The 21,556-nt window shown below is 70.9% G+C and carries 20 protein-coding genes and 1 pseudogene; 12 read left to right on the forward strand and 9 right to left on the reverse strand.

Translation table 11 applies throughout. The features are described 5' to 3' along the window. Nucleotides 1-53: 53 nt before the first annotated feature. From ABGB10_RS15655 to ABGB10_RS15670, 4 genes are all read right to left on the reverse strand, one after another. Nucleotides 54-1,043, reverse strand: coding sequence for a sigma-70 family RNA polymerase sigma factor (locus ABGB10_RS15655; protein WP_088987946.1), 990 nt, complete (start codon nucleotides 1,041-1,043; stop codon nucleotides 54-56). Nucleotides 1,044-1,422: 379 nt separating this feature from the next. Next, entirely contained in the window at nucleotides 1,423-2,379 is a 957-nt protein-coding gene (murQ, locus tag ABGB10_RS15660; RefSeq protein ID WP_347661565.1) for an N-acetylmuramic acid 6-phosphate etherase, read from the reverse strand. Continuing rightward, nucleotides 2,376-3,290 carry a MurR/RpiR family transcriptional regulator gene (locus ABGB10_RS15665; protein ID WP_269682640.1) on the reverse strand — a complete coding sequence of 305 codons (915 nt, stop codon included), beginning with the start codon at nucleotides 3,288-3,290 and terminating at the stop codon, nucleotides 2,376-2,378. The genes murQ and ABGB10_RS15665 overlap by 4 nt, the downstream gene beginning before the upstream one ends. A 75-nt stretch (nucleotides 3,291-3,365) precedes the next feature. Then, a complete protein-coding gene (locus ABGB10_RS15670) occupies nucleotides 3,366-4,382 on the reverse strand; it encodes an NAD-dependent epimerase/dehydratase family protein (protein WP_347661566.1) in 1,017 nt (338 codons plus the stop codon). A gap of 187 nt (nucleotides 4,383-4,569) precedes the next feature. Here ABGB10_RS15670 and ABGB10_RS15675 point away from each other — a divergent pair, with 187 nt between their 5' ends. Then, nucleotides 4,570-5,259, forward strand: coding sequence for an SDR family NAD(P)-dependent oxidoreductase (locus ABGB10_RS15675; protein ID WP_347661567.1), 690 nt, complete (start codon nucleotides 4,570-4,572; stop codon nucleotides 5,257-5,259). On the opposite strand, the gene ABGB10_RS15680 is transcribed toward ABGB10_RS15675, so the two are convergent. Continuing rightward, nucleotides 5,244-5,915, reverse strand: coding sequence for a dTMP kinase (locus tag ABGB10_RS15680; RefSeq protein WP_347661715.1), 672 nt, complete (start codon nucleotides 5,913-5,915; stop codon nucleotides 5,244-5,246). The two genes, ABGB10_RS15675 and ABGB10_RS15680, sit on opposite strands and share 16 nt — an antisense overlap. A gap of 119 nt (nucleotides 5,916-6,034) precedes the next feature. Here ABGB10_RS15680 and ABGB10_RS15685 point away from each other — a divergent pair, with 119 nt between their 5' ends. The 5 genes from ABGB10_RS15685 (at nucleotide 6,035) to ABGB10_RS15705 (ending at nucleotide 8,511) form a co-directional block, all read left to right on the forward strand. Next, nucleotides 6,035-6,682, forward strand: a complete 648-nt coding sequence (locus ABGB10_RS15685; RefSeq protein WP_347661568.1) for a nucleotidyltransferase — start codon at nucleotides 6,035-6,037, stop codon at nucleotides 6,680-6,682. Then, nucleotides 6,679-6,954: a hypothetical protein gene (locus ABGB10_RS15690; protein WP_278141342.1), complete on the forward strand. Its 276-nt coding sequence runs from the start codon at nucleotides 6,679-6,681 to the stop codon at nucleotides 6,952-6,954. The genes ABGB10_RS15685 and ABGB10_RS15690 overlap by 4 nt, the downstream gene beginning before the upstream one ends. 10 nt (nucleotides 6,955-6,964) lie before the next feature. Beyond that, nucleotides 6,965-7,741: a metallophosphoesterase gene (locus ABGB10_RS15695; RefSeq protein ID WP_347661569.1), complete on the forward strand. Its 777-nt coding sequence runs from the start codon at nucleotides 6,965-6,967 to the stop codon at nucleotides 7,739-7,741. Beyond that, the gene (locus ABGB10_RS15700; protein WP_007464364.1) at nucleotides 7,732-7,875 is read left to right on the forward strand and encodes a GPGG-motif small membrane protein; all 144 of its coding nucleotides are present in this window, start codon (nucleotides 7,732-7,734) and stop codon (nucleotides 7,873-7,875) included. Before ABGB10_RS15695 ends, ABGB10_RS15700 begins: the two co-directional genes overlap by 10 nt. 141 nt (nucleotides 7,876-8,016) lie before the next feature. After that, nucleotides 8,017-8,511 carry a TspO/MBR family protein gene (locus ABGB10_RS15705; protein WP_347661570.1) on the forward strand — a complete coding sequence of 165 codons (495 nt, stop codon included), beginning with the start codon at nucleotides 8,017-8,019 and terminating at the stop codon, nucleotides 8,509-8,511. A gap of 54 nt (nucleotides 8,512-8,565) precedes the next feature. Here the strand turns inward: ABGB10_RS15705 and ABGB10_RS15710 are convergent, their stop codons facing one another. Continuing rightward, the gene (locus ABGB10_RS15710) at nucleotides 8,566-9,339 is read right to left on the reverse strand and encodes a peptidoglycan DD-metalloendopeptidase family protein (protein ID WP_347661571.1); all 774 of its coding nucleotides are present in this window, start codon (nucleotides 9,337-9,339) and stop codon (nucleotides 8,566-8,568) included. A gap of 250 nt (nucleotides 9,340-9,589) precedes the next feature. Between ABGB10_RS15710 and ABGB10_RS15715 the strand changes: the two are divergent. From ABGB10_RS15715 to ABGB10_RS15735, 5 genes and pseudogenes are all read left to right on the forward strand, one after another. Next, nucleotides 9,590-10,930, forward strand: a pseudogene (locus tag ABGB10_RS15715) (ABC transporter substrate-binding protein); the annotation flags it as partial. 76 nt (nucleotides 10,931-11,006) lie between these two features. Beyond that, on the forward strand, nucleotides 11,007-12,053 hold the full coding sequence (locus ABGB10_RS15720; RefSeq protein WP_347661572.1) for a sugar ABC transporter permease: 1,047 nt from the start codon (nucleotides 11,007-11,009) through the stop codon (nucleotides 12,051-12,053). A 1-nt stretch (nucleotide 12,054) separates the two neighbouring features. Further along, complete coding sequence (locus tag ABGB10_RS15725; RefSeq protein WP_347661573.1) at nucleotides 12,055-13,023, forward strand: carbohydrate ABC transporter permease; 969 nt, start codon at nucleotides 12,055-12,057, stop codon at nucleotides 13,021-13,023. Between the two features lie 69 nt (nucleotides 13,024-13,092). Further along, on the forward strand, nucleotides 13,093-14,139 hold the full coding sequence (locus ABGB10_RS15730; protein ID WP_347661574.1) for a LacI family DNA-binding transcriptional regulator: 1,047 nt from the start codon (nucleotides 13,093-13,095) through the stop codon (nucleotides 14,137-14,139). Nucleotides 14,140-14,172: 33 nt separating this feature from the next. Further along, complete coding sequence (locus ABGB10_RS15735; protein WP_347661716.1) at nucleotides 14,173-15,846, forward strand: glycoside hydrolase family 13 protein; 1,674 nt, start codon at nucleotides 14,173-14,175, stop codon at nucleotides 15,844-15,846. 152 nt (nucleotides 15,847-15,998) lie between these two features. On the opposite strand, the gene ABGB10_RS15740 is transcribed toward ABGB10_RS15735, so the two are convergent. The 3 genes from ABGB10_RS15740 to xylA all read right to left on the reverse strand — a co-directional run bounded on the left by ABGB10_RS15740 (nucleotide 15,999) and on the right by xylA (nucleotide 20,162). After that, complete coding sequence (locus ABGB10_RS15740; RefSeq protein ID WP_347661575.1) at nucleotides 15,999-17,453, reverse strand: MFS transporter; 1,455 nt, start codon at nucleotides 17,451-17,453, stop codon at nucleotides 15,999-16,001. Nucleotides 17,454-17,546: 93 nt separating this feature from the next. Then, complete coding sequence (gene xylB / locus ABGB10_RS15745; protein WP_347661576.1) at nucleotides 17,547-18,965, reverse strand: xylulokinase; 1,419 nt, start codon at nucleotides 18,963-18,965, stop codon at nucleotides 17,547-17,549. A 9-nt stretch (nucleotides 18,966-18,974) separates the two neighbouring features. Then, entirely contained in the window at nucleotides 18,975-20,162 is a 1,188-nt protein-coding gene (gene xylA / locus ABGB10_RS15750) for a xylose isomerase (protein WP_347661577.1), read from the reverse strand. A gap of 78 nt (nucleotides 20,163-20,240) precedes the next feature. Here xylA and ABGB10_RS15755 point away from each other — a divergent pair, with 78 nt between their 5' ends. After that, entirely contained in the window at nucleotides 20,241-21,479 is a 1,239-nt protein-coding gene (locus ABGB10_RS15755) for an ROK family transcriptional regulator (RefSeq protein WP_347661578.1), read from the forward strand. The last annotated feature ends 77 nt before the right edge of the window (nucleotides 21,480-21,556 follow it).

Raw genomic sequence — 21,556 nt, forward strand, 5'->3', positions numbered from 1 at the left:
CGGCCGGCGTCCCCCTATCGGACGCCGGCCGTTCGCCGTCAATTACTACCAGGTCAGGCTGCCTGCAGCCCTTCCGCCCGGGCCAGCTCACGCAGCCGGCCGAGCGCCTGGATCTCCAGCTGCCGAATCCGCTCACGGGACAGCGAGAACCGGGAGGCGACCTCGGTGAGCGAGTGCTCCCGGCCGTCCTCCAGCCCGTAGCGGGCCCGCATGATGCCGGCGGACCGGTCGTCGAGGTGGTTGAGCAGGCCTTCGATGCGCTGCCGCTCCAGACCGCTGAGGACGATGTCCTCCGGCGACGGGGCGTCACTGTCGGCGACCAGGTCGCCGAGGTTGGTGTCGCCGTCGTCGCCCACCGGGGTGTCCAGCGAGACGGTGTCCTGCGACCAGCGGCGCAACTCGTTGACCCGCTCGACGGTGACGCCGAGCGCCGCCGCGATCTGCTCCGGCTCCGGGTCGCTGCCCAACTCACGGGTCAGCTGCCGGGCCACGTTGCGCATCCGGTTGACGTCCTCCACCAGGTGCACCGGCAGACGGACGGTGCGTTCCTGCTGGGCGATCGCCCGGCTGATCGCCTGGCGGATCCACCACGTCGCATAGGTGGAGAACTTGTAACCACGCTCGTAGTCGAACTTCTCGACCGCCCGGACGAGACCGGTGTTGCCCTCCTGGATCAGGTCCAGCATGGGCATGCCCGAACGCACGTAGCGGCGGGCGATCGATACGACCAGTCGGAGGTTGGCGCGGATGAAGAGGTCCTTCGCGCGCTCCCCCTCGACGACCAGCCACTCCAGGTCGGCCCGGTCGACACCGGCGGGGACGGCATCCTCACCGAGCAGGTGCTCGGCGTAGAGGCCGGCCTCGATCGCCTTGGAGAGATCAACCTCCTTGGCGGCGTCCAGCAGTGGCGTCCGGGAGATCTCGTGCAGGTAGACGCCGACCAGGTCGCGCTCCTCGGCAACCTCGTCGGTTCGCATGCCGATGTTCTTGTCCACGTTGCCCACGGTCCCCTCGCTCGCGCCGGTTGCCCGGTTCCTTGCCATTCCCCACGTCCGTCAACCCCTGGTAACTTCTGCTGTGCCCATCGGTGCTGACACCTACACAACAGATGAGACGTGTCGGGGATTCCGTCTCGTGAGTCGAAAGTGTCACGAATGCCTGAGTAGTAGCTGAGAGCACGGTCCATGTTTGCTGTCAGCACCCCGTCGGGCGGCTCTCCGGTGGGCACCACGCACGGGTCACCGCACCATGGCAACACCATTGGCCCCGAGGGCACAGCGACCCGGGTCACCACCACGCTGCGATCCTGGTCACTGGCAGATACGCAGCGGCGGACCGGTCGGTTCATCCATCGGGAGTGTTATTACCCCCGGGCCAGATGAACAATCCGAGGGCCGTTTCGCTTCCCGGTGGCGGGCGGCGTCAGCGGGCGAGCAGGGCGAGGGCGCCGCGTACCTGGTCGGCGGAGCGGGCCAGCGCGGCCCGGGCGGCGTCGACCTCGGCCCCGGAGACCAGGGAGACGAGCGCCGTCTTCAGGTCGCCGTCGGCCTCGGCGAGGGCTTGCTGGGAGACCTGCTCGGAGCAGCCGGTGGCCTCGACCAGAATCGAGATCATTCGTCCTCGGAGCTTCGCGTTGGTGGCGACCATATCGATCATGAGGTTCGAGTAGACCCGCCCCAGGCGCACCATGACGGCTGTCGAGAACGTGTTGAGCACCAACTTCTGCGCCGTGCCCGCCTTCATCCGGGTCGACCCGGTGACCACCTCGGGTCCGGTGTCCACCCCGATGAACACGTCGACCGACCGGGCGGCCTCCGCTTCCGGATTGGCGCAGAGCAGCACCGTCGAAGCACCCTTGGCGCGTGCCGCGGCGAGCGCCCCGAGGACGTACGGGGTGCGTCCGCTGGCCGCCAGACCGACCACCAGGTCACCGGCGCGCACGCAACTGGCCGCCTCGACCGCGCCGCCCCGGTCGTCGTCCTCGGCGTCCTCCACGGCCCGCCACATGGCGTCCGGGCCACCAGCGAGGTGGGCGCAGAACCAGTGCCGGGGTGAGTTGAAGGTGGGGGCGAGTTCGGCCGCGTCGAGCACACCGAGGCGGCCGGAGGTGCCGGCGCCGAAGTAGTGCACCCGGTGACCGCCGCGCAGTGCCGCGACCGCCAGGTCGACGGTGGTGGCGATCTCGTCGAGCACCGCGGCGACCGCCGCCGGCACCCGCCGGTCCGCTTCGTTGATCACGGTGAGGACGTCCCGGGTCGACATCAGGTCGAGGTCGACGCTGAGCGGGTTGCGCCGCTCGGTGGGCGCACCCACCCGGACCGTGGGGCGGGCGGGCGGTGCTGGCATGTCCTCGTCCGGCTCCACCGCGCCGGCCGTCATGCCCGCCTCCGGTTGGCACCCACCCGGTGCGACTGGACCGCCTCGGCGGTCGCCTCGAGCGCCTTACGGGCCCGGGCCCGGTTGCGGGCGGCCACCCCGACGAAGAGGCAGTCGACCACGGTGAGCTGGGCCAGCCGGCTGGCTGTAGCGCCGGAGCGGTAGGTGGTCTCCCGGGCCGCCGTGGTCAACACGAAGTCCGCCACCTCGGTGATCGGTGAACGGGGGAAGTTGGTCAGCGCCACGGTGACGGCGCCCCGCGTACGGGCCTGCTCCAACACCTCGATCACGTCCGAGGTGGTGCCGGTGTGCGAGATGCCGATCGCGACGTCGCCCCGGCCGAGGAGGGCCGCCGAGGTCAGTGCGGTGTGCACGTCCGGGAAGTAGAAGGCGATCCGGCCGATGCGGTGCAGTTTCTGCTGGAAGTCCGAGGCGACGAACCCACTGGCGCCGGCGCCGTAGATGTCGATCCGACCGGCGCCACTGATCGCCTCGACCACCTGCTCGCACACGGCGGGGTCGAGTTGCTCGGCGGTCTCCTCGACCGCTCGGGCGTCGTTGAACGCGATGGTGGCGATGATCTGGGCGAGGTCGGCACCGGGCGGGATGTCACCGCCGACCACCCGGGCGTCCGGCGGCTCGATCCGGCGGGCGGCCTCGGCAGCGAGGCGGATGCGCAGTTGGGGGTAACCGTCCATGCCCACCGAGCGGCAGAATCGGATGACGGTCGCCTCGGATGTCTCCGCTGCGGTGGCGAGGTCGGTGATGGTCCGCCGAGCGGCGGCGGCCGGGTCGGACACGACCAGTCGGGCAACCCGCTGCTCGGCGGGCGACAGCGACGGCAACAGCCCGCTGATGTGGACGATCAGCCCACCGGGCTCCTGACTCGCAGAAATCTTCGGACTCTTCGCCACGGATGAAACTTACTTTCACCAGGCGTGAGCGTCAACTATGACTGTCCGGGTGGGGGAAAGTGTCGACAGCCGGGATCACCGGTCCCGCACAGCCTGCCACTCCCGAAGGACCGCCGCCTCATCCGCCGGGTCGAGACCACCCTGCCGTACGGCGGCCGGCTGTGCTGCCATCCAGGACGCGGTCGCCCGAACGGTGTCGGACAACGGCCGGACCTCCAACCCTGCCTCCAGAGCCGGTCGAGCGTCGCGGTCCATCAGACCGCCGGACTCCGGCAGTCGCACCCAGAGCGGCAGAGCCCGCTCCCCCGACCACTCGCGCACGTCGTGGGCGACCAGGAAATCCTGATCGACCCAGCTCAGGACGGGGTCGGGCACGTTCAGCCCGGCGGCCACGCCGGCCAGGAGATCGGCCCGGGTCATCGCCGGCCCGATGCCGTCGTACGTGCCGCCGAGGCGGGTGCCGGCAGCGTGCAGCAGCCAGCCCGCCAGGTCGGCGACGTCCACGAACTGCACCCGGTCGGTCGGACGTCCGGGCGCGAGGACCTCGCCACCGGCCGCCAGCCGCCGCACCCAGTACGGGAAGCGGTCGCTCGGGTCCTCGACACCGACGATCAGCCCCGCCCGGCAGATGAACGACCGGTCCACGCCCACCCGCTCCCGAACCGCCTGCTCGATGCTCACCTTGCACTCGCCGTACCAGCGGTGGTCCGGGCCGAGCGGTCCGTCCACGTCCGGCGGGGCCGCTGCCAGCACCGGCGCGTCGACTGCGGTCTGCCCCGGGGTGGTGTTGTCGGCGTACACCGAGATCGTCGACACGAACGACCAGTGGCCGACGTGGTCGGCGAGTGCGGCGAGCGCGTGCCGGGCGTGGCTGACCTGGCGGGTCACGTCGACCACGGCGTCGAAGCCCGCGCCGGCGAGCGGAGCGAGCGCGTCCGGATCATCCCGGTCGACAGGCACGAACGTGGCACCGGCCGGAACGACGCCGGACACACCCCGGGCGGCACAGGTCACGTCGTGACCCTGCTCGACAGCGAGCTGGGCCAGCGCCCGGCCGAGGAACCGGGTGCCACCAAGAATCAGAATCCGCATCCGGCGATCCTGCGCCCCCGACCGCCGAACGAACCAACCAATCTGCCCACGGCAGACCGCGATCATGAAGTAGTTACCACTCAGGTCGGCGTGCGGCGGCAGTAACTTCATGATCGACGGAGGGAACGGAGCGGGAGGGAGCGTGGGGAGGCGGCGGGGGCGCGGGGTGGGGCGCTAGCGTGGGCGCATGGTGGGGCGCAGCGTGTTGGTGACCGGGGGGACCGGCGGGCTCGGCGGGGCGGTCGTGGCCGCTTTCGTCGAGGCGGGCTGGCGGGTGGTCGTACCGGAGCGGGAAGCCCGGCCCGGGTCGGAGCCGGCGGCGGGCGTGGTCCGACTGGTCGCGGACCTGAGCGATCCGGTCGACGTGACGCGGGCGGTCAAGGTCGGCGCCGGCGAACCGACGGCGCCCCTGCGGGCCGTCGTCAACCTGGTCGGTGGGTACGCCAGCGGTGGCCTGGTACACGAGACGCCGGTCGAGGTCTTCGAGCGGATGCTCACCGTCAACCTGCGACCGACCTACCTGGTCACCCAGGCCGCGCTGCCGCACCTGGAATCGGCCGGCGGTGGCGCGGTGGTCTGCGTCTCGGCCCGCGCGGCGGTCGCCCCGTTCCCCGGCGCGGCCGGCTACGTGACGGCCAAGGCGGCGGTGCTGGCCTTCGCCAACGCGGTCGCGGTGGAGTACCGGCACCGCGGTGTGCGCTGCAACACCGTGCTGCCCAGCGTCATCGACACCCCGGCCAACCGGGCCGCCCAGCCCGACGCCGACCACTCGCGCTGGGTGCCCCCGGCCGAGATCGCGTCGGTGATCCGCTTCCTCGCGTCGGCGGAGTCCGCTCCGACCAGCGGCGCCACCGTCCCGGTCTACGGGCGGGCCTGAGTCGCCAACGGGTCCTCGTCTCGCGGCCGGACCGACGAGGAGGGCGGCAGCCAGGTCTCCAGGTGCGCCTGGATCTGCTCGGTGACCTCCTCGGCCGGGCGGCCCGCGTCCACCAGCACGAAGCTCGGGTATTCGGGGAGGGCACGGTAGGCGGTGTCGGCGGCGGTCAGCCAGCCCATCGTCTCGTGGTCGGTGCCGCGCTCCTCGATCCGCCGGTACGCCTCCGCCGGGTCGACGGCGAGCAGGAACGTCACCTGCGGCGTCGGAAAGAGCCGGTAGCCGGCCCGTGCCAGCCGCTCCCAGCGTTGCCCGCCGTGCGCGCGGATGCTCGCGTACTGGCAGGCCGAGTAGCGGTCCATCACCGCTGTCCGTCCGGTGAGCAGGCAACTGATCAGAGCTATGGCGATGGCGAGCCAGCGCAGCACGGACTCCACCGCCAGCACGCCGTCGCGCCCGACGAGCCGTTGCGCGTCGGGCCGACCGAGTCGGTGGGCGAGCCGGCCGAGCCAGCGCCGGCCACTGGCGTTACGGCGGTACGTGGCGGGACGCCCGGCGGCGTTGAGCGCGTCGGCCAGCCGGTGTGCCTGAGTGGTCTTGCCCGAACCGTCGATGCCGATCAGGGCGACGGTGCGCAATCGGGCCTTGCGTCGTCGCATCCCCGATGATCTGGCCACTCTCCACAGGTTATCCGACCCACGCACCTAGTCCGTGAGGTTTGTGATGGTTCATCCCTGTTGACGCCCGACCGCGACACCAGCAGGTGTGGCCGACCGGAATGCCGGGTACCGGAGTTCGAAATCCAACCGCCGGTCCACCAACACGACGACGGAGGAACCAGATGGCTGAGCGCGGGGACGAGAGTCTGGTGCACACCCTCAAGAAGGTCGCCGCCGTGCTCAAGCAGTCCGAGATTCCGTTCGCCCTGGGCGGCAGCTTCGCGGTCTACGCCCACGGGGGCCACTCCAGCGATCACGACGTCGACTTCCTGATCCGGGAGGCCGACGTCGAACAGGCGCTGGAGGCTCTGGTGGCCGCCGGGTTCGTCGCCGAACGCCCGCCGGAGGACTGGCTGGTGAAGGTCTTCGACGACGGCCGGATGGTGGACCTGATCCACCGGCCGATCGAGACGCCGGTGACCGAGGAGACGTTCGGCGACACGGTCATCCGGCCGGTGGACGCGATTCACATGCCGGTCCTGTCCGCCACCCAACTGATGGTGCACAAGCTGCTCAGCTTCTCCCAGCACTACTGCGACTTCGCCCGTGGCCTGCCGCTGGCCCGCTCACTGCGGGAACAGATCGACTGGGAACGGGTACGCAAGGAGACGCAGCACTCGCCGTACGCCGAGGCGTTCCTGGTGCTGCTGGACCGGCTGGAGGTGGTGCCGGCCACCGGCACCCCGAGCGGAGAGGGGACATCGTGACCCACCATCGCGACATCGACGCCGGGCCACCGGACGAGTACGTCGAAGCGGAGATCCAGCGGCTCCTCGCCGAGGACCCCGCCGTCGCCGAGCAAGGAATCACCGTGGTCCGGCGGGAGCGCGCCATCGTGCTCTACGGCGAGGTGGAGAGCCCGCACCGGCGGGAGGAGATCCTGCGCCGGGTGTCCGAGCGCTTCCCGGACGTGCCGATCACCAGCGACATCGGGGTGATCCGCGCCCAGGCGCCCACGGAGATCGAGCAACTGCCCTGAGGGAGGTTCCATGGTGATCCGGATCGCCGCCGTGGGCGACGTACATCTGGACGAGGACGTGGTCGGCCGGTTCCGCCCCGCGCTGGAGGAGCTGCCGGACTGCGCCGACGTGCTGCTGCTGGCCGGTGACCTGACCCGGCACGGCACCGAGGCCGAGGCGCGTTGCGTGGCAGAGGAGTTCGGCGGCCTGGCCGTGCCGGTGGTGACCGTGCTCGGCAACCACGACCACCAGTGCGATCAGGTGCCGCAGGTGGTCAAGGTGCTGGAGGACGCGGGAATCACCGTGCTGGAAGGCAACGGCGTCGTGCTCGACTGCGCGGGCGGCCGACTCGGCATCGCCGGCGTCAAGGGCTTCGGTGGCGGGTTCGCCGGGCGGTGCGCGAGCGACTTCGGCGAGCCGGAGATGAAGGCGTTCGTCCGGACCACCAACGAGAGCGCCGACCGCCTCGGCTCGGCGCTTCGTTCGCTGGACTGCGACATGCTCGTCGCACTCACCCACTACTCACCCGTACCGGACACGTTGGCCGGCGAACCGCTGGAGATCTACCCCTTCCTGGGGTCGTACCAGTTGGGGCAGGCGATCGACTCGGCCCCCACGGCGCTGGCCCTGCACGGGCACGCGCACGCCGGCACCGAGCGTGGCACGACCCCCGGCGGGGTACGCGTGCGCAACGTCGCACACCCGGTGATCAAGCAGGCGTACAGCGTCTTCCACGTCGGCGATCAACTCGACACCGACCAGGTTTCCCCGATCGGCCGGTCGGGTAGTCAGAGGTCATGGAGCTGATTCTCTGGATTCTCGCAGTCGTACTCGTGGTCGCCGGCATCCTCGCGCTGTTCCGCCGGCAGATCCTGTGGGGCATCGTCCTCATCGTCGTCGGGCTGTTGGTCGGCCCGGGTGGTGTCAGCATCTTCAATTGACGTCCGCACGTCGTACCACCGGGACCCGCCGGGGTCGCCGCGACCGGAGCTCCGTCCTCCCGACAGGAGCACCGGTTGCGGCGATCCCGGCGTCTTCTTGTCTGGGCGTTTGACCCGCCGCCAAGCGGAAACATCTTGACTATGGAGAGATCTCAGGACGCTCCGACGACCTCCGGTCGGCGACAGTGGTGGGCCCTCGTCGGCTTCGCGGCGGTCGTCTTCGTCGCGGCCGCCATCGGCGGGCTGGGCGTGCAGGGCACCCCCGACGAGTACGCGAGCCTGCGGCAGCCGGGTTGGGCGCCGCCCTCATGGCTGTTCGGCCCGGTCTGGTCGCTGCTGTACGCCCTGATCGCGGTGGCCGGCTGGCTGGTCTGGCGGCGGGTCGGCTTCTCCCCCGCTCTCTGGGCGTGGAGCGCCCAACTGGTGCTGAACGCCATCTGGACCCCGCTGTTCTTCGGCGCGGGACAGTACGGGTTGGCGTTCGCTGAGATCGTGGTGATGTGGTTGGCGATCGGCCTTACCGTGGTGCTGTTCGCCCGGGTGTCCCGGGTCGCGACCGCGCAGCTGCTGCCCTACTGGGCCTGGGTCACCTTCGCCGCCGCCTTGAACCTGTCGATCTGGCGGCTGAACTCCTGACCCGGGGGTCTCCGACGGGCGACTCGCCCGTCGGAGACCGTCGTGACGTCGCGCTCAGCAGCGCGGGACGCCCGGGATGTAGCCGTCGTGCCCGGTGTACACGTACGCGTCGGCGATGAATCTGCCGGAGCCGATCCGGTCCCAGATCGAGCTGGTCCCGTACGTGCCGGTGACCGTGGTGCCACTGGTCTGGCAGGCGATGGTCACCCGGGTGCCGTCGGCGACGGTGCCCACCGAGGCGTACCCGGTGCCGGGGCCGGAGCGGACGGTCAGCGGGGTGCCGCTGGTGTCGACCGTGCCGTTGCCGCTGCCCGAGGAGCACCCGTTGTCGCTGGTGTAGGTCTTGGTGCCCCAGTAGAGGGCGAGGGTGCCGTTGAAGCGCACCTGGATGTCGCCACCGTTGAGGCGCTGCTCGTAGTGCAGGTGCGGGCCGGTCGAGCCACCGGTGCTGCCGACCCAGCCGAGCACCTTGCCGTACCCGACGGTCTGGCCGACCGAGACGTTGAAGCCGTTGAGGTGGGCGTAGTAGGTGCTGTAACCGCCCCCGTGGTTGATTCGGACGTATTTGCCATAGCTGGTGCCGCCCAGGTCGGTCACCCGGTCGACGGTGCCGGGGGCGCTGGCCACGACCGGGTCGCCGAGGTCGTCGGTGCGGTTGAAGTCGACGGCGTTCGCCGGACTGTGACCCGACCGGGTCTGCCCGGACCAGGACTGGCCGCACGGGAAGGGCACCTTGAAGGTCGGTGCGGCCAGCGCCGGGCTCGCCGGGGCCAGTACGCCTCCGACGAGCAGACCCGTCACCAGCAGGCTGATCCACCGCTTTCGCATACAGCTCCTCCTATGTCGAAAACCTTCGATGAAGTGGCCTCAGCCTGACAGATATCGTCAATCTTCGAAAGAGCCGGAGATTCCTGCCGGGAACGCGCCCACCAGGCAGCCCGCAGGTTTCCGGATTGTTACTCGCTCGTGTCTGACAGGGGGTGGACCGGACCGGATGCAAGCGCTTACATGTGTGCACGCCCAATCGGACCGGCGACGGGTCACCAGCACGACCGCGCCGGCTAGGAAGGAGGACGGCATGGCGGTCTTTACCAGACCACGCCAGGCCTTCGTGATCGCCGGCGTACTCGGGCTGGCGCTCAGCGCCACCGCCTGCGGCACCGGCGAAGGCAAGAAGAGCAGCAACGCGGGCTCCGCGGAGTGCGCCGCATACGACAAGTACGAGGGCCACGACGGCAAGAAGGTCTCGATCTACGCGTCCATCCGTGACGCCGAGGCCGACCTGCTGGAGCGCTCCTGGTCCCAGTTCACCGAGTGCACCGGCATCGAGATCGCGTACGAGGGCAGCGGCGAGTTCGAGGCGCAGCTCCCCGTCCGGGTCGACGGCGGCAACGCCCCCGACATCGCCTTCGTGCCGCAGCCCGGCCTCGTGAAGCGATTCGCGGACGCCGGCAAGCTCAAGTCCCTGAGCGCCGACACCAAGGCCCTCGCCGAGCAGAACATGCCGGCCGACTGGCTGAAGTACGGCACCGTCAACGGGACGCTCTACGGCGTGCCGCTCGGCGCCAACGTGAAGTCCTTCGTCTGGTACTCGCCGAAGACGTTCAAGGAGAAGGGCTGGGAGGTTCCGACCACCTGGGACCAGCTCATCGCCCTGAGCGACAAGATCGCCGGCAGCGGCATGAAGCCGTGGTGCGTGGGCGTCGAGTCCGGTGACGCCACCGGCTGGCCGGCCACCGACTGGATCGAGGACGTCATCCTGCGTACGCAGGGCCCCGAGGTCTACGACCAGTGGACCACCCACAGCATCCCGTTCAACGACCCGAAGATCGTCGACGCGGTCGACCGCGCCGGCACCATCCTCAAGAACGAGAAGTACGTCAACGGCGGCTTCGGCGGCGTCAAGAGCATCACCACCACCTCCTTCCAGGAGGCGGGCGTGCCGGTCACCACCGGCAAGTGCGCGATGCACCGGCAGGCGTCGTTCTACGCCAACCAGTTCCCCGAGGGCACCAAGGTGGCAGAGGACGGCGACGCGTTCGCCTTCTACTTCCCGGCCATCGACCCGGCCAAGGGCAAGCCGGTGCTGGGCGCGGGCGAGTTCGTCGTCGCCTACGCCGACCGTCCCGAGGTCCAGGCGGTGCAGACCTACCTCGCCTCGGCGGAGTACGTCAACAGCCGCGCGAAGCTCGGCAACTGGGTGACGGCGAACAACAAGCTGGACATCGCCAACGTGGCCAGCCCGATCGACAAGCTCTCCGTCCAGATCCTGCAGGACAAGACCGGCACCTTCCGCTTCGACGGATCCGACCTGATGCCGGCCGCCGTCGGCGCGGGAACGTTCTGGAAGGGCATGGTCGAGTGGCTGAACGGTAAGCAGACCGCCCCGGTGCTCCAGGGCATCGAGAGCAGCTGGCCTAAGTTATCCCGGGGGTGGCCCGGCCGGATGCCGGGGGCCGGGCCACCGGCCGAGGTGGACCCGAGAGGGAGGGTTGATGGGGTTCGACTTCGCCGATGAGCAGCCGAAGCTCCTCATGCTGATGTACGGGCTGGTCGCCTTCGTGGTGGTGGTGGGCGGTCTGCTCCTACTGCTCGACGTCGTGCCGGCCTGGTTCGCCCGGAGACGCGAGGCGCAGCTCGTCGCCGCCTCGGCGGGTGGGGCGCCGCTCCCCCGCCGGACCAAGCCGCGGGAGGGTCTCTTCGCGCTCTTCTTCCTGCTGCCGACGCTGGTGCTGCTCCTCATCGGCCTGGTCGTGCCGGCCATCCGCACCCTGCTGCTCTCCCTGATGGACGGGAGCAGCACCAACTGGGTGGGGCTGCGCAACTACGGCTGGATGTTCTCCGACGACTCGATCGTCCGAGTTCTGATCAACACCCTGGTCTGGGTGCTCCTGGTCCCCCTGGTCGCGACCGGTTTCGGCCTGCTCTACGCCGTGATGGTGGACAAGGCCCGGTTCGAGGCGGTGGCCAAGTCACTGATCTTCCTGCCGATGGCCATCTCCTTCGTCGGCGCCAGCATCATCTGGAAGTTCGTCTACGCCTACCGGGGCGAGGGCGACCAGATCGGTCTGCTCAACCAGATCGTGGTCAGCCTCGGTGGTGAGCCGAAGCAGTGGCTGCTGGAATCACCTCTGAACACGCTGCTGCTCATCGTCATCATGGTCTGGATCCAGGCTGGATTCGCCATGGTGGTGCTCTCCGCCGCGATCAAGGCGATCCCCGGCGACATCGTGGAGGCCGCCCGCCTCGACGGGGTCAGCCCGTGGCAGATGTTCTGGCAGATCACCATGCCGAGCATCCGGCCGGCGCTGATCGTCGTGGTGGTGACCCTCACGATCGCCACGCTCAAGGTCTTCGACATCGTCCGGACCTCGACCAACGGCAACTACGACACCAGCGTGATCGCCAGCGAGATGTACAACCAGGCGTTCCGGTACGGCCAGAACGGGCAGGGTTCCGCACTCGCGGTCTTCCTGTTCATCCTGGTCATCCCGGTCGTGATCTACCAGATCCGCAACCTCCGTCAGCAGCGGGAGGGCTGAGATGACGACCGAAACGCCTACCGTCGCCGCCGGCACACAGAAGACCGCCGGCACCCCGTCCACCACGGCCGGCCGGGTCCGCAAGCGGCTGAACAGCCGCACCGCGACGCTCGTCTCGATCGTCATCGCGGTGGTCTGGACCGTCCCGACCTTCGGTCTGTTCATCTCGTCGATCCGACCCGAGGACGAGATCAAGACGACCGGCTGGTGGACCGCGTTCACCAACCCGCAGTTCACGCTGGAGAACTACCAGCAGGTCCTGTTCGGGCGGTCGTCGTCCTCCGGGCAGCTCGCCAGCTACTTCATCAACTCGCTGGCCATCACCATCCCGTCGGTGCTCTTCCCGCTCGCGTTCGCGGCCCTGGCCGCGTACGCGCTGGCATGGATCAACTTCCGCGGGCGGGACTGGCTCTACATCGCGATCTTCGCGCTGCAGATCGTCCCGTTGCAGATGGCCCTGGTGCCGCTGCTGAAGTTCTTCTCCACCGGCGTCAGCCTCGGCGGCATCACCCTGATGCCGGCATGGGACCTGGTCGACGAACAGAAGTTCGCCCAGGTGTGGTTCGCGCACACCTGCTTCGCGCTCCCGTTCGCCGTCTTCCTGCTGCACAACTTCGTCTCGCAGCTGCCCGGGGACCTGATGGAGGCGGCCCGCGTCGACGGCGCCACCCACCCGAAGATCTTCCGGACCATCGTGCTGCCGCTGATCACCCCGGCGCTGGCGGCGTTCGGCATCTTCCAGTTCCTCTGGGTCTGGAACGACCTGCTGGTGGCGCTGATCTTCGCCGGTGGCGGCAACGAGACCGCCCCGCTCACCGTCCGGCTCGCCGAGATGGCCGGTACCCGGGGCAACGAGTGGCAGCGGCTCACCGCCGGCGCGTTCGTCTCCATCGTCGTACCGCTCATCGTCTTCCTGTCCCTGCAGCGCTTCTTCGTGCGAGGTCTGCTCGCCGGCAGCGTCAAGGGCTGACCCGCACGCCCGCCGTCGCCTGGCCCCTCGGGCGACGGCGGGCGTGCCGGGCACCGAGCGGGGGAAACCGTGACGAAGATTGATGATGTGGCCCGACTGGCCGGCGTGTCCACGGCCACCGTCTCGCGGGCCCTGCGCGGGTTGCCGACGGTCTCGGCCGCCACTCGCCGCCGGGTGCTCGCCGCCGCCGAGCAGCTCGACTACGAGGTGTCGCCGAGCGCGTCCAGGCTCGCCGGTGGCCGGACCGGCACCGTCGCCGTGGTGGTTCCCCGGATCACCCGCTGGTTCTTCAGCACGATCGTGGAGTCGGTCGAGGAGTACCTCCACCAGTCCGGCTACGACCTGCTGCTCTACAACCTGGGTGGTCGGGAGCAGGTCCGCCAGCGGGTCCTGCGGACCGCCAACCTGCACAAGCGGGTGGACGCCATCATGCTGGTCGCCACCCCGCTGCGGCCGGCCGACCTGACCGCGCTCGCCGCCCTGGAACTGCCCGGGGTGACCATCAGCTCGGGAAGCAGGGTGCCCAACTGGCCGTGCGTACGCATCGACGACGTGGCCGCCGCCCGGGCCGCCACCCGCCACCTGATCGACCTCGGCCACCACCGGATCGCGCACATCTCCGGTGACCCGGACGACGAGCTGGCGTTCACCACCCACCTCGACCGCCGTCGGGGCTACCAGGCGGAGCTGCGGACCGCAGGTCTGCGGCCCGATCCGCGCCTCGACGTCGAGTCCACCTTCACCATCGACGGCGGCACCCGGGCCACCGTCGAGTTGCTGGCCCGCGGTGAACCACCGACCGCGATCGTGGCCGCCTGCGACGAGATGGCGATGGGCGCGATGGGCGCGCTGCGCGACGCCGGGCTGCGGGTGCCACAGGACGTCAGCGTCATCGGCATCGACGACCATGACCTGGCCGGAATGCTCGGGCTCAGCACCATCGCCCAGCCCGCCGCCGAGCAGGGCCGACTGGCCGCCCGGATGCTGCTCGACCCGCTCGAAGCCCGATCCCCGGGCCCCGTCCCGGGTCAGCACAGCCCCGACTGCGACACGTCGGTGATCCTGCCCACTCGCCTGGTGGTCCGGGAGTCGACCGCACCACCCCGGGCACACTGAAAACCTAACCACAGCGCGACACGGGAGAAGACCCTGAACACCGATCCGACGCAGCAGACCCCCTCCGGTCCACCGGTCACCGGCTGGTGGACCGAGGCGACCATCTACCAGATCTATCCCCGCTCGTTCGCCGACTCGGACGGCGACGGCATCGGTGACCTTCCCGGCATCACCGCCCGCCTCGACCACCTGGTCGAACTGGGCGTCGACGCGGTGTGGCTCTCCCCGTTCTACCCGTCGCCGCAGGCCGACGCCGGCTACGACGTGGCCGACTACCGCGACGTCGACCCGCTGTTCGGAAGCCTCGCCGACGCGGACAAGCTGATCGCCGAGGCCCGGTCCCGCGGCCTGCGGGTGATCGTGGACCTGGTCCCGAACCACACCTCCTCGGCACACCGCTGGTTCCAGGAGGCCCTGCCCACCCCGCCCGGCAGCCCGGAACGGTCCCGGTACATCTTCCGCGACGGTCTCGGCCCGGCCGGCGGCCAGCCGCCGAACGACTGGCAGAGCGTCTTCGGTGGACCCGCCTGGACCCGCACGGTGGACCCGGACGGGCAGCCCGGCCAGTGGTACCTGCACCTGTTCGACACCGGCCAGCCGGACCTCAACTGGGACAACCCCGAGGTGCGCGCCGAGTTCCTGGACGTGCTGCGGTTCTGGTTGGACCGTGGGGTGGACGGCTTCCGGGTGGACGTGGCACACGGCCTGGTCAAGCAGGCCGACCTGGCCGACTGGCAGGAACCGCAGGAGATCCTCTCCGGCAACGAGGTCGACAAACCACGCCCGCCGATGTGGGACCAGGAGGGCGTGCACGAGATCTACCGGCAGTGGCGGCAGGTCCTGGACAGCTACCCGGGGGAGCGGGTACTGGTCGCCGAGGCATGGGTGGAGCCGGCGGAGCGGCTGGCCCGCTACGTCCGGCCGGACGAGATGCACCAGGCGTTCAACTTCGAGTACCTGCTCGCCGCGTGGACCGCACCGGCCCAGTACGCGGTGATCACCCGCTCGTTGGAGGCGACCGACTCGGTCGGCGCACCGACCACCTGGGTGCTGTCCAACCACGACGTGGTGCGGCACGCGTCCCGCCTCGGCCTGCCGATCGGCGGTGGCCGCCCCAACGGCATCGGCATCGGCGACCCGCAGCCCGACGCCGCGCTCGGCCTGCGCCGGGCCCGTGCGGCCACCCTGCTGATGCTCGCCCTGCCCGGCTCGGCGTACCTCTACCAGGGCGAGGAGCTGGGGCTCCCCGAGCACACCACGCTGCCGGACGAGGCTCGGCAGGACCCGACCTGGGCACGCACCGGGCACACCCAACGCGGCCGGGACGGCTGCCGGGTGCCGATCCCGTGGGAGGCCGACGCCCCGTCGTACGGCTTCGGGCCCACCGACGCGAGCTGGCTGCCGCAGCCGTCGCTCTGGGCGGAGTACGCGCTGGACCGCCAGCGCGACGTGCCCGGCTCGACGTACGAGCTGTACCGCACGGCGTTGCGGCTGCGCCGCGACCACGGGCTGGGTCGCGGCACCCTTGAGTGGCTGTCCTCCGGCGACGAGGTGCTGACCTTCCGCAACGGTGGGCTGACCGTGCTGACCAACTTCGGCGCCGCCCCGGTGCCGGTGCCCGCCGGTGCCGAGGTGCTCGCCACCAGCGCTCCGCTGGACGACGACGGCGCGGTCCCGACCGACGTGACCGTCTGGCTGCGCGCCTGACCTGACCCCGACCCGAGCTGAAGAGGGGCCAAGATCCGCACAACATCAGGGATCTTGGCCCCTCACGCTCGTCCGAGGCAGCACTTTCCCTGATGTTGTGTGGATCAGGGCGCGCGTGAGGTCGTGGCGGGCGGCGGAGGCCCGGCGAGCGGTCAGAGGCGGTCGGCTCGGGTGTGCAGCAGGTCGTGCACGTTCTCGATGTCGGCCGGTGAGGTCCGCGAGGCGAGCCAGTACATGACACCTGTGGGAATGAAAAAGAGCTGGAACGCGGCCAGCCCGACGGCGAAGTTCAACGGCGGCGGGAATGCCGCGCGCAGCCCCTGGAACGCCACCCCGACCAACCCGTTGCCGGCCGCCCGACCGACCCCGTTGACCAGGTTGCCCAGGCTGTAGACCGTGCCCCGGTGCTCAGGTGGGTTGACGTCGGCGATCAGCGCGAACCAGTTCGGCGAGTTGGCCGAGGTCAGCGCGAGCGCCACGACCGCGGTGAGCAGGCTCAGCCCCACCGACGGCTCGGTGAAGACGCTGGCCAGCACCGCGCCGATCACCGCGCCGCCGCTCGCGCCGTCCGGCACGTCGATGGTCACCGGTACGAAGAACAACACCAGGTAGAACGGCAACGCGGCGAGGATGCCGATCGCGGCGACCAGAGCGCGTCCTCTCGGCGTACGCCGCTGCACCGCATCGCCGACCAGGCCGCCCACGATGGAGAGCACCCCGCCGAGCTGGAACAGCGTGGCGAAGACGCTCCCCACCACCACCGCCGTCGACGTCGAGTAGCCCTGCGCCTCGGCCCGTTCGGCGAAGAGCACCGGCAACCACACCAGTGAACCGAAGGCGGCCTGCGCGGTGAGGCCCTGCAGGATCAGCCACCGGTTGGTGCGTCGGGCCAGGATGCGCGGTAGGTCGGCCCGGCTGATCCGATAGTCGTACTCGGCGCCGGCGTCCAGTCGGGAGGCCAACTCCGGTTCGCTCTGGCCGCGCCGGATGTCGTACGTGAACAGGTAGGCCAGGGTGGCGACCAGACCGACGCCGGTCAGGATCAGGAACGGCCGCCGCCAGTCGGTCGCACCGAGCAGCCCGCCGACGAGGGTGCCCGCCAGGGTGCCGACCCCCTGGGAGAGGCCCCAGAAGCTCATCACCAGCCCGCGCCGGGTCGGTGAGATCAGGTCGGTGACCACCGAGAAGCCGACCGAGCCGACCGCACCGAGGCCGACCGCCGCGATCAACTGCCCCGCGAGGAACGTCAGGTAACCGTCGGCGAGCGCGCTGCCGCCGGTGCCCGCCGCCCACAGCAACGTCCCCACCATGAGCAGGGGCTTGCGGTTGGTCCGGTCGCCGACGTACGCCCAGCCGACCGCTGCCACCGCGCTGACCAGGAAGCTGACGGCGGTGACCAGACCGAGCAGTCGCCCCGACACGTCGAACGCGTCGGAGATCGGGCCGTACAGCGGCGGGACCAGCCCGATCGCCACGTTGTCCAGCGAGGCGAGCAGCACGAACACCACGACGCTGTACAACCGGTGCGCCGGGCCGCCGCCCCGGCCGGGCGGGCGACGGGCGGGCTGCTGACCGCCCCGGCCGGACCCGCCACTGGTCACCGTCATGACCGGCAGCAAACCAGACGCGGCTGAGGACCTCGTCACGCGGGTGGGTGCCGGTCAGCTTCCCCCGGCACCCACCCGTGTCGATCCCGACGGTCAGCGCCGGTCGAGAACCAGTCCGCGAGCCGCCGCGTACTGCTCACGCACGGCGGGGACGGGTTCGGCCGCGTACTCCTCGGTGCCCTTGAGCTCCCACACCGGCGGCGTCGCATCGCCCAGGGCGACCCAGGCGGCCTGCCGGGCGGCGCCGTCGGCGACGTACTCCCCAGCTGGTGGGACGACCACCGGGCAGCCGAACACCTGCGGTGCGATCCGGCGGACGGCGGCGGATCGGGCCCCGCCACCGACCAGGATGACCCGACGGGCGCTGGCACCCTGCGCGGTCAACGCCTCCAGGCCGTCGGCGAGCGCGCAGAGCATGCCCTCCACGGCGGCCCGCGCGAGGTGCGCGGGGGTCGACGTGCGCAGGGTCAGGCCGTGCACCGCGCCGGTGGCGAGTGGACGGTTCGGCGTCCGCTCCCCCTCCAGGTACGGCACCATGACCAGCCCGTCGGCCCCGGCCGGTGCGGAGAGCGCCAGGTCGGCCAGCTCGTCCAGCCCGACGCCGAGCAGCGCGGCGGCGGCGTCCAGCACCCGGGCGGCGTTGAGCGTGGCCACCAGCGGCAGGAACCGACCGGACGCGTCGGCGAAGCCCGCCACCGCACCGCTCTCGTCGGCGGCCGGCACGTCGGCGACGCTGAACACGGTGCCGGAGGTGCCGATCGAGACGATCACGTCACCCGGCCCGGCACCGACGCCGAGCGCGGCGGCGGCGTTGTCCCCGGTGCCGGCGCCGAGCAGCGCGTCACCGAACTCGTCGGCCAGCTTGCCCGCCGACTCCCCCGGGCCGAGCACCTGGGGCACCACCAACCGCCGGCCGAAGCCCCGTTCCAGCAGGTCCATCCGGTAGTCGCCGGTGGACGGCGACCAGTAGCTGGTGCCGCTGGCATCACCCCGGTCGGTACGCAGCGCGCCCAGCCCCGGTGCGCCGGCCAGCCGCCAGGTCAGCCAGTCGTGCGGCAGGCACACTGCCGCCACCCGGGCGGCCAGCTCCGGCTCGTGCGTGGCCAGCCACCGCAGCTTGGTGAGGGTGAAGCTGGCCACCGGCACGCTTCCCGTGGCCTCGGCCCAGAACCGACGCCCGACCGCGCCGCCGCCGGCCTCCTCCACGAGGTCGGCGGCGGCGTCGGCGGATCGGGTGTCGTTCCACAGCAGCGCCGGGCGGACCACCCGGCCGTCCTCGTCGAGGCAGACCATGCCGTGCTGCTGGCCGGCGACGGAGATCGCGGCCACGTCGGCCAACCCGCCGGCCTGGTCGGCAGCGCTACGCAGCGCCTGCCACCAGGCTTCCGGGTCGACCTCGGTGCCATCCGGATGTGCGGCCCGACCCTGCCGGAGCAGGGCACCGGTCTCCGCGTCCCGGATGACGACCTTGCAGGACTGGGTGGACGAGTCGACGCCTGCGACCAACGGCATGGCGGGGCCTCAGCGAGCGCCGAGCAGGTGCTCGACGGCGAGCTGGTTGAGCCGGACGAAAGCGAAGCCCCGGGCGGCCACCGCGTCCACGTCGACATCCTCGAACGCGGACCGGTCGGCCAGGAACTCCTCGTAACCCTCGCCGTCGTTGAGCGTCGGCGTGCTCAGCTCGCCGACCTTGCTGGCGGCCAGCGCCTCGACCACCTCGGGGTCGGCGCGGAACGCCGCCGCGCGCTCCTTGAGCAGCAGGTAGGTGCTCATGTTGGCGGCCGCGGAGGCCCACACGCCGTCCATGTCCTCGGTGCGGGAGGGCTTGTAGTCGAAGTGCCGGGGCCCGTCGTAGGCCGGGCCGCCGTTGGGGCCGCCGTTCTCCAGGAGGTCCACCAGGGCGAACGCGTTCATCAGGTCACCGTGGCCGAAGACCAGGTCCTGGTCGTACTTGATGCCGCGCTGGCCGTTGAGGTCCAGGTGGAACAGCTTGCCCTGCCAGAGCGCCTGGGCGATGCCGTGGGCGTAGTTGAGCCCGGCCATCTGCTCGTGCCCGACCTCCGGGTTGAGGCCGACCAGCTCCGGGTGCTCCAGCTGGGAGATGAAGCCGAGCGCGTGCCCGATGGTGGGCAGCAGGATGTCGCCGCGCGGCTCGTTGGGCTTGGGCTCCAGGGCGAACCTCAGGTTGTAGCCCTTGTCGATGGAGTACTGGGTGAGCAGGTTGACGGCCTCGCGGTAGCGGTCCAGGGCGGCGTGGACGTCCTTGGCGAGGTCGTACTCGGAGCCCTCGCGGCCACCCCACATGACGAAGGTGCTCGCGCCCAGCTCGGCGGCCAGGTCGACCTGCCGCAGCACCTTGCGCAGCGCGTAGCGGCGGACGTCGCGGTCGTTGCTGGTGAAGCCGCCGTCCTTGAAGATCGGGTGGGTGAACAGGTTGGTGGTCACCATCGGCACCACCAGGCCGGTCTCGTCGAGGGCCTTGCGGAACCGCGCGATGTGCTGGTCACGGGTGGCGGCGTCGGCGCCGAACGGGATCAGGTCGTCGTCGTGGAAGGTGATGCCGTACGCGCCCAGCTCGGCGAGCCGGTGCACTGCCTCGACGGCGTCGAGCTCGGGGCGCGTGGCGTCACCGAACGGGTCACGGGCCTGCCATCCGACGGTCCAGAGCCCGAAGGAGAACTTGTCGGCGGGAGTGGGACGGGGTGCCATGAGCAACCTCCGGGGTGGTGTTGTCCGCTATTTGTTCAGCCATTGAATTATTTGCCCGCCCTATGGCACTGTCAAGGGGTGAGCCTCACCCACGCCCCGGCCGGCGCAGTCCGTCAGGGCAGTCTGCGCGAGCTCAACCTCGCCCTGGTGCTCGGGCGCATCGCCGCGGCCGAGCGCCCTCCGTCCCGGGCCGACCTGGCTACCGCGACCGGCCTCACCAGAGCCACCGTGTCCGCGGTGGTCGAGGACCTGCTCGCCGGCCGCCTGGTCAGCGAATCCGACCCGGCTCCCCGCTCCGGCGCCGGCCGCCCGGCACGCGGGCTGGTCCTGGCCGACCAGGGGCCGGCCGGGCTCGGTCTGGAGGTCAACGTCGACTACCTGGCGGTCTGCGTGGTGGATCTCGCGGGTGAGGTGCGGCACCGCACGGTCCACCGGGCCGACCTGCGTCCGGTGGCCCCCGCCGATGCCCTGGCCCAGCTGGTCGAGATGGCCGGGGCCGCCCGGGACGACGCCGCGGACCAGGGCCTCACCCTGGTCGGAGCCGCGCTCGCGGTGCCCGGCCTGGTGGACGACGCCGGCCTGGTCCGGCTCGCGCCGAACCTCGGCTGGCAGGACGTGCCGGTGCCCGCTCTGCTCGCCGAGCATCCTCCACTGGTCGAGCAGGTGCCCGGCGTTCCCGTCCTGGTGGTGGACAACGAGGCCAACCTTGCCGCGCTCGGTGAGCTGCACTCCCGGCCGCCCGGCCCGTCCAGCTTCCTGCACATCTCCGGAGAGGTGGGCATCGGCGCGGGCATCGTGCTGGACGGGGCGCTGTTCCGCGGCGTCCGCGGTTGGAGCGGCGAGATCGGGCACCTCCCGGTCCACCCCGAGGGTCGTCCGTGCCGTTGCGGCGGTCAGGGCTGCCTGGAGCAGTACGCCGGCCAGGAGGCGATCGTGACCGCTGCCGGGCTGGCCCGGGCGGAACTCCCGGCGGACACCGCCACGGCGCGGCTGGCCGAGCTGGCCGAGGCCGGCGACGCCGACGCGCTTCGGGCGCTGCACGACGCCGGAACGGCGCTCGGTGTGGCGGTGGCCGGCGTCGTCAACCTGCTCGACCTGGACACCGTGGTGCTCGGCGGCGGTTACGCGGCCCTGGCGCCCTGGCTGTGCCCTCCGGTCCTCGCCGAGATCGCCGGCCGGGTGCTGACCGCCGCCTGGTCACCGGTCACGGTCCGGCCGTCCACGCTCGGCGCGGAGGCCGCAGCGGTGGGTGCCGCCGGCTCGGTCGTCCGTCGGATCATCGCCCAGCCCGCCGGTTGGCTGGCCCGCTCCGGCTGACCGGGGCCGCGCCCTGGGAGTCTGTCGGAGGGAATCGCTATCCTTGCCGCACAGCAACGATGCCGGGTGAGGAGTCG

The organism is Micromonospora sp. B9E7, from assembly GCF_039871815.1.
In the GTDB taxonomy this organism is placed as follows: Bacteria; Actinomycetota; Actinomycetes; order Mycobacteriales; family Micromonosporaceae; genus Micromonospora.

Excerpts from the sequence above, each read along its gene's own strand:
- ABGB10_RS15655 (WP_088987946.1), bottom strand. The coding sequence starts at position 1,043 with ATGGCAAGGAACCGGGCAACCGGCGCGAGCGAGGGGACCGTGGGCAAC.
- murQ (WP_347661565.1), bottom strand. The coding sequence starts at position 2,379 with ATGACGGCCGGCGCGGTGGAGCCGGACGAGGACATGCCAGCACCGCCC.
- ABGB10_RS15670 (WP_347661566.1), bottom strand. The coding sequence starts at position 4,382 with ATGCGGATTCTGATTCTTGGTGGCACCCGGTTCCTCGGCCGGGCGCTG.
- ABGB10_RS15675 (WP_347661567.1), top strand. The coding sequence starts at position 4,570 with ATGGTGGGGCGCAGCGTGTTGGTGACCGGGGGGACCGGCGGGCTCGGC.
- ABGB10_RS15680 (WP_347661715.1), bottom strand. The coding sequence starts at position 5,915 with ATGCGACGACGCAAGGCCCGATTGCGCACCGTCGCCCTGATCGGCATC.
- ABGB10_RS15685 (WP_347661568.1), top strand. The coding sequence starts at position 6,035 with ATGCCGGGTACCGGAGTTCGAAATCCAACCGCCGGTCCACCAACACGA.
- ABGB10_RS15695 (WP_347661569.1), top strand. The coding sequence starts at position 6,965 with ATGGTGATCCGGATCGCCGCCGTGGGCGACGTACATCTGGACGAGGAC.
- ABGB10_RS15700 (WP_007464364.1), top strand. The coding sequence starts at position 7,732 with ATGGAGCTGATTCTCTGGATTCTCGCAGTCGTACTCGTGGTCGCCGGC.
- ABGB10_RS15705 (WP_347661570.1), top strand. The coding sequence starts at position 8,017 with ATGGAGAGATCTCAGGACGCTCCGACGACCTCCGGTCGGCGACAGTGG.
- ABGB10_RS15710 (WP_347661571.1), bottom strand. The coding sequence starts at position 9,339 with ATGCGAAAGCGGTGGATCAGCCTGCTGGTGACGGGTCTGCTCGTCGGA.
- ABGB10_RS15720 (WP_347661572.1), top strand. The coding sequence starts at position 11,007 with ATGGGGTTCGACTTCGCCGATGAGCAGCCGAAGCTCCTCATGCTGATG.
- ABGB10_RS15725 (WP_347661573.1), top strand. The coding sequence starts at position 12,055 with ATGACGACCGAAACGCCTACCGTCGCCGCCGGCACACAGAAGACCGCC.
- ABGB10_RS15740 (WP_347661575.1), bottom strand. The coding sequence starts at position 17,453 with ATGACGGTGACCAGTGGCGGGTCCGGCCGGGGCGGTCAGCAGCCCGCC.
- xylB (WP_347661576.1), bottom strand. The coding sequence starts at position 18,965 with ATGCCGTTGGTCGCAGGCGTCGACTCGTCCACCCAGTCCTGCAAGGTC.
- xylA (WP_347661577.1), bottom strand. The coding sequence starts at position 20,162 with ATGGCACCCCGTCCCACTCCCGCCGACAAGTTCTCCTTCGGGCTCTGG.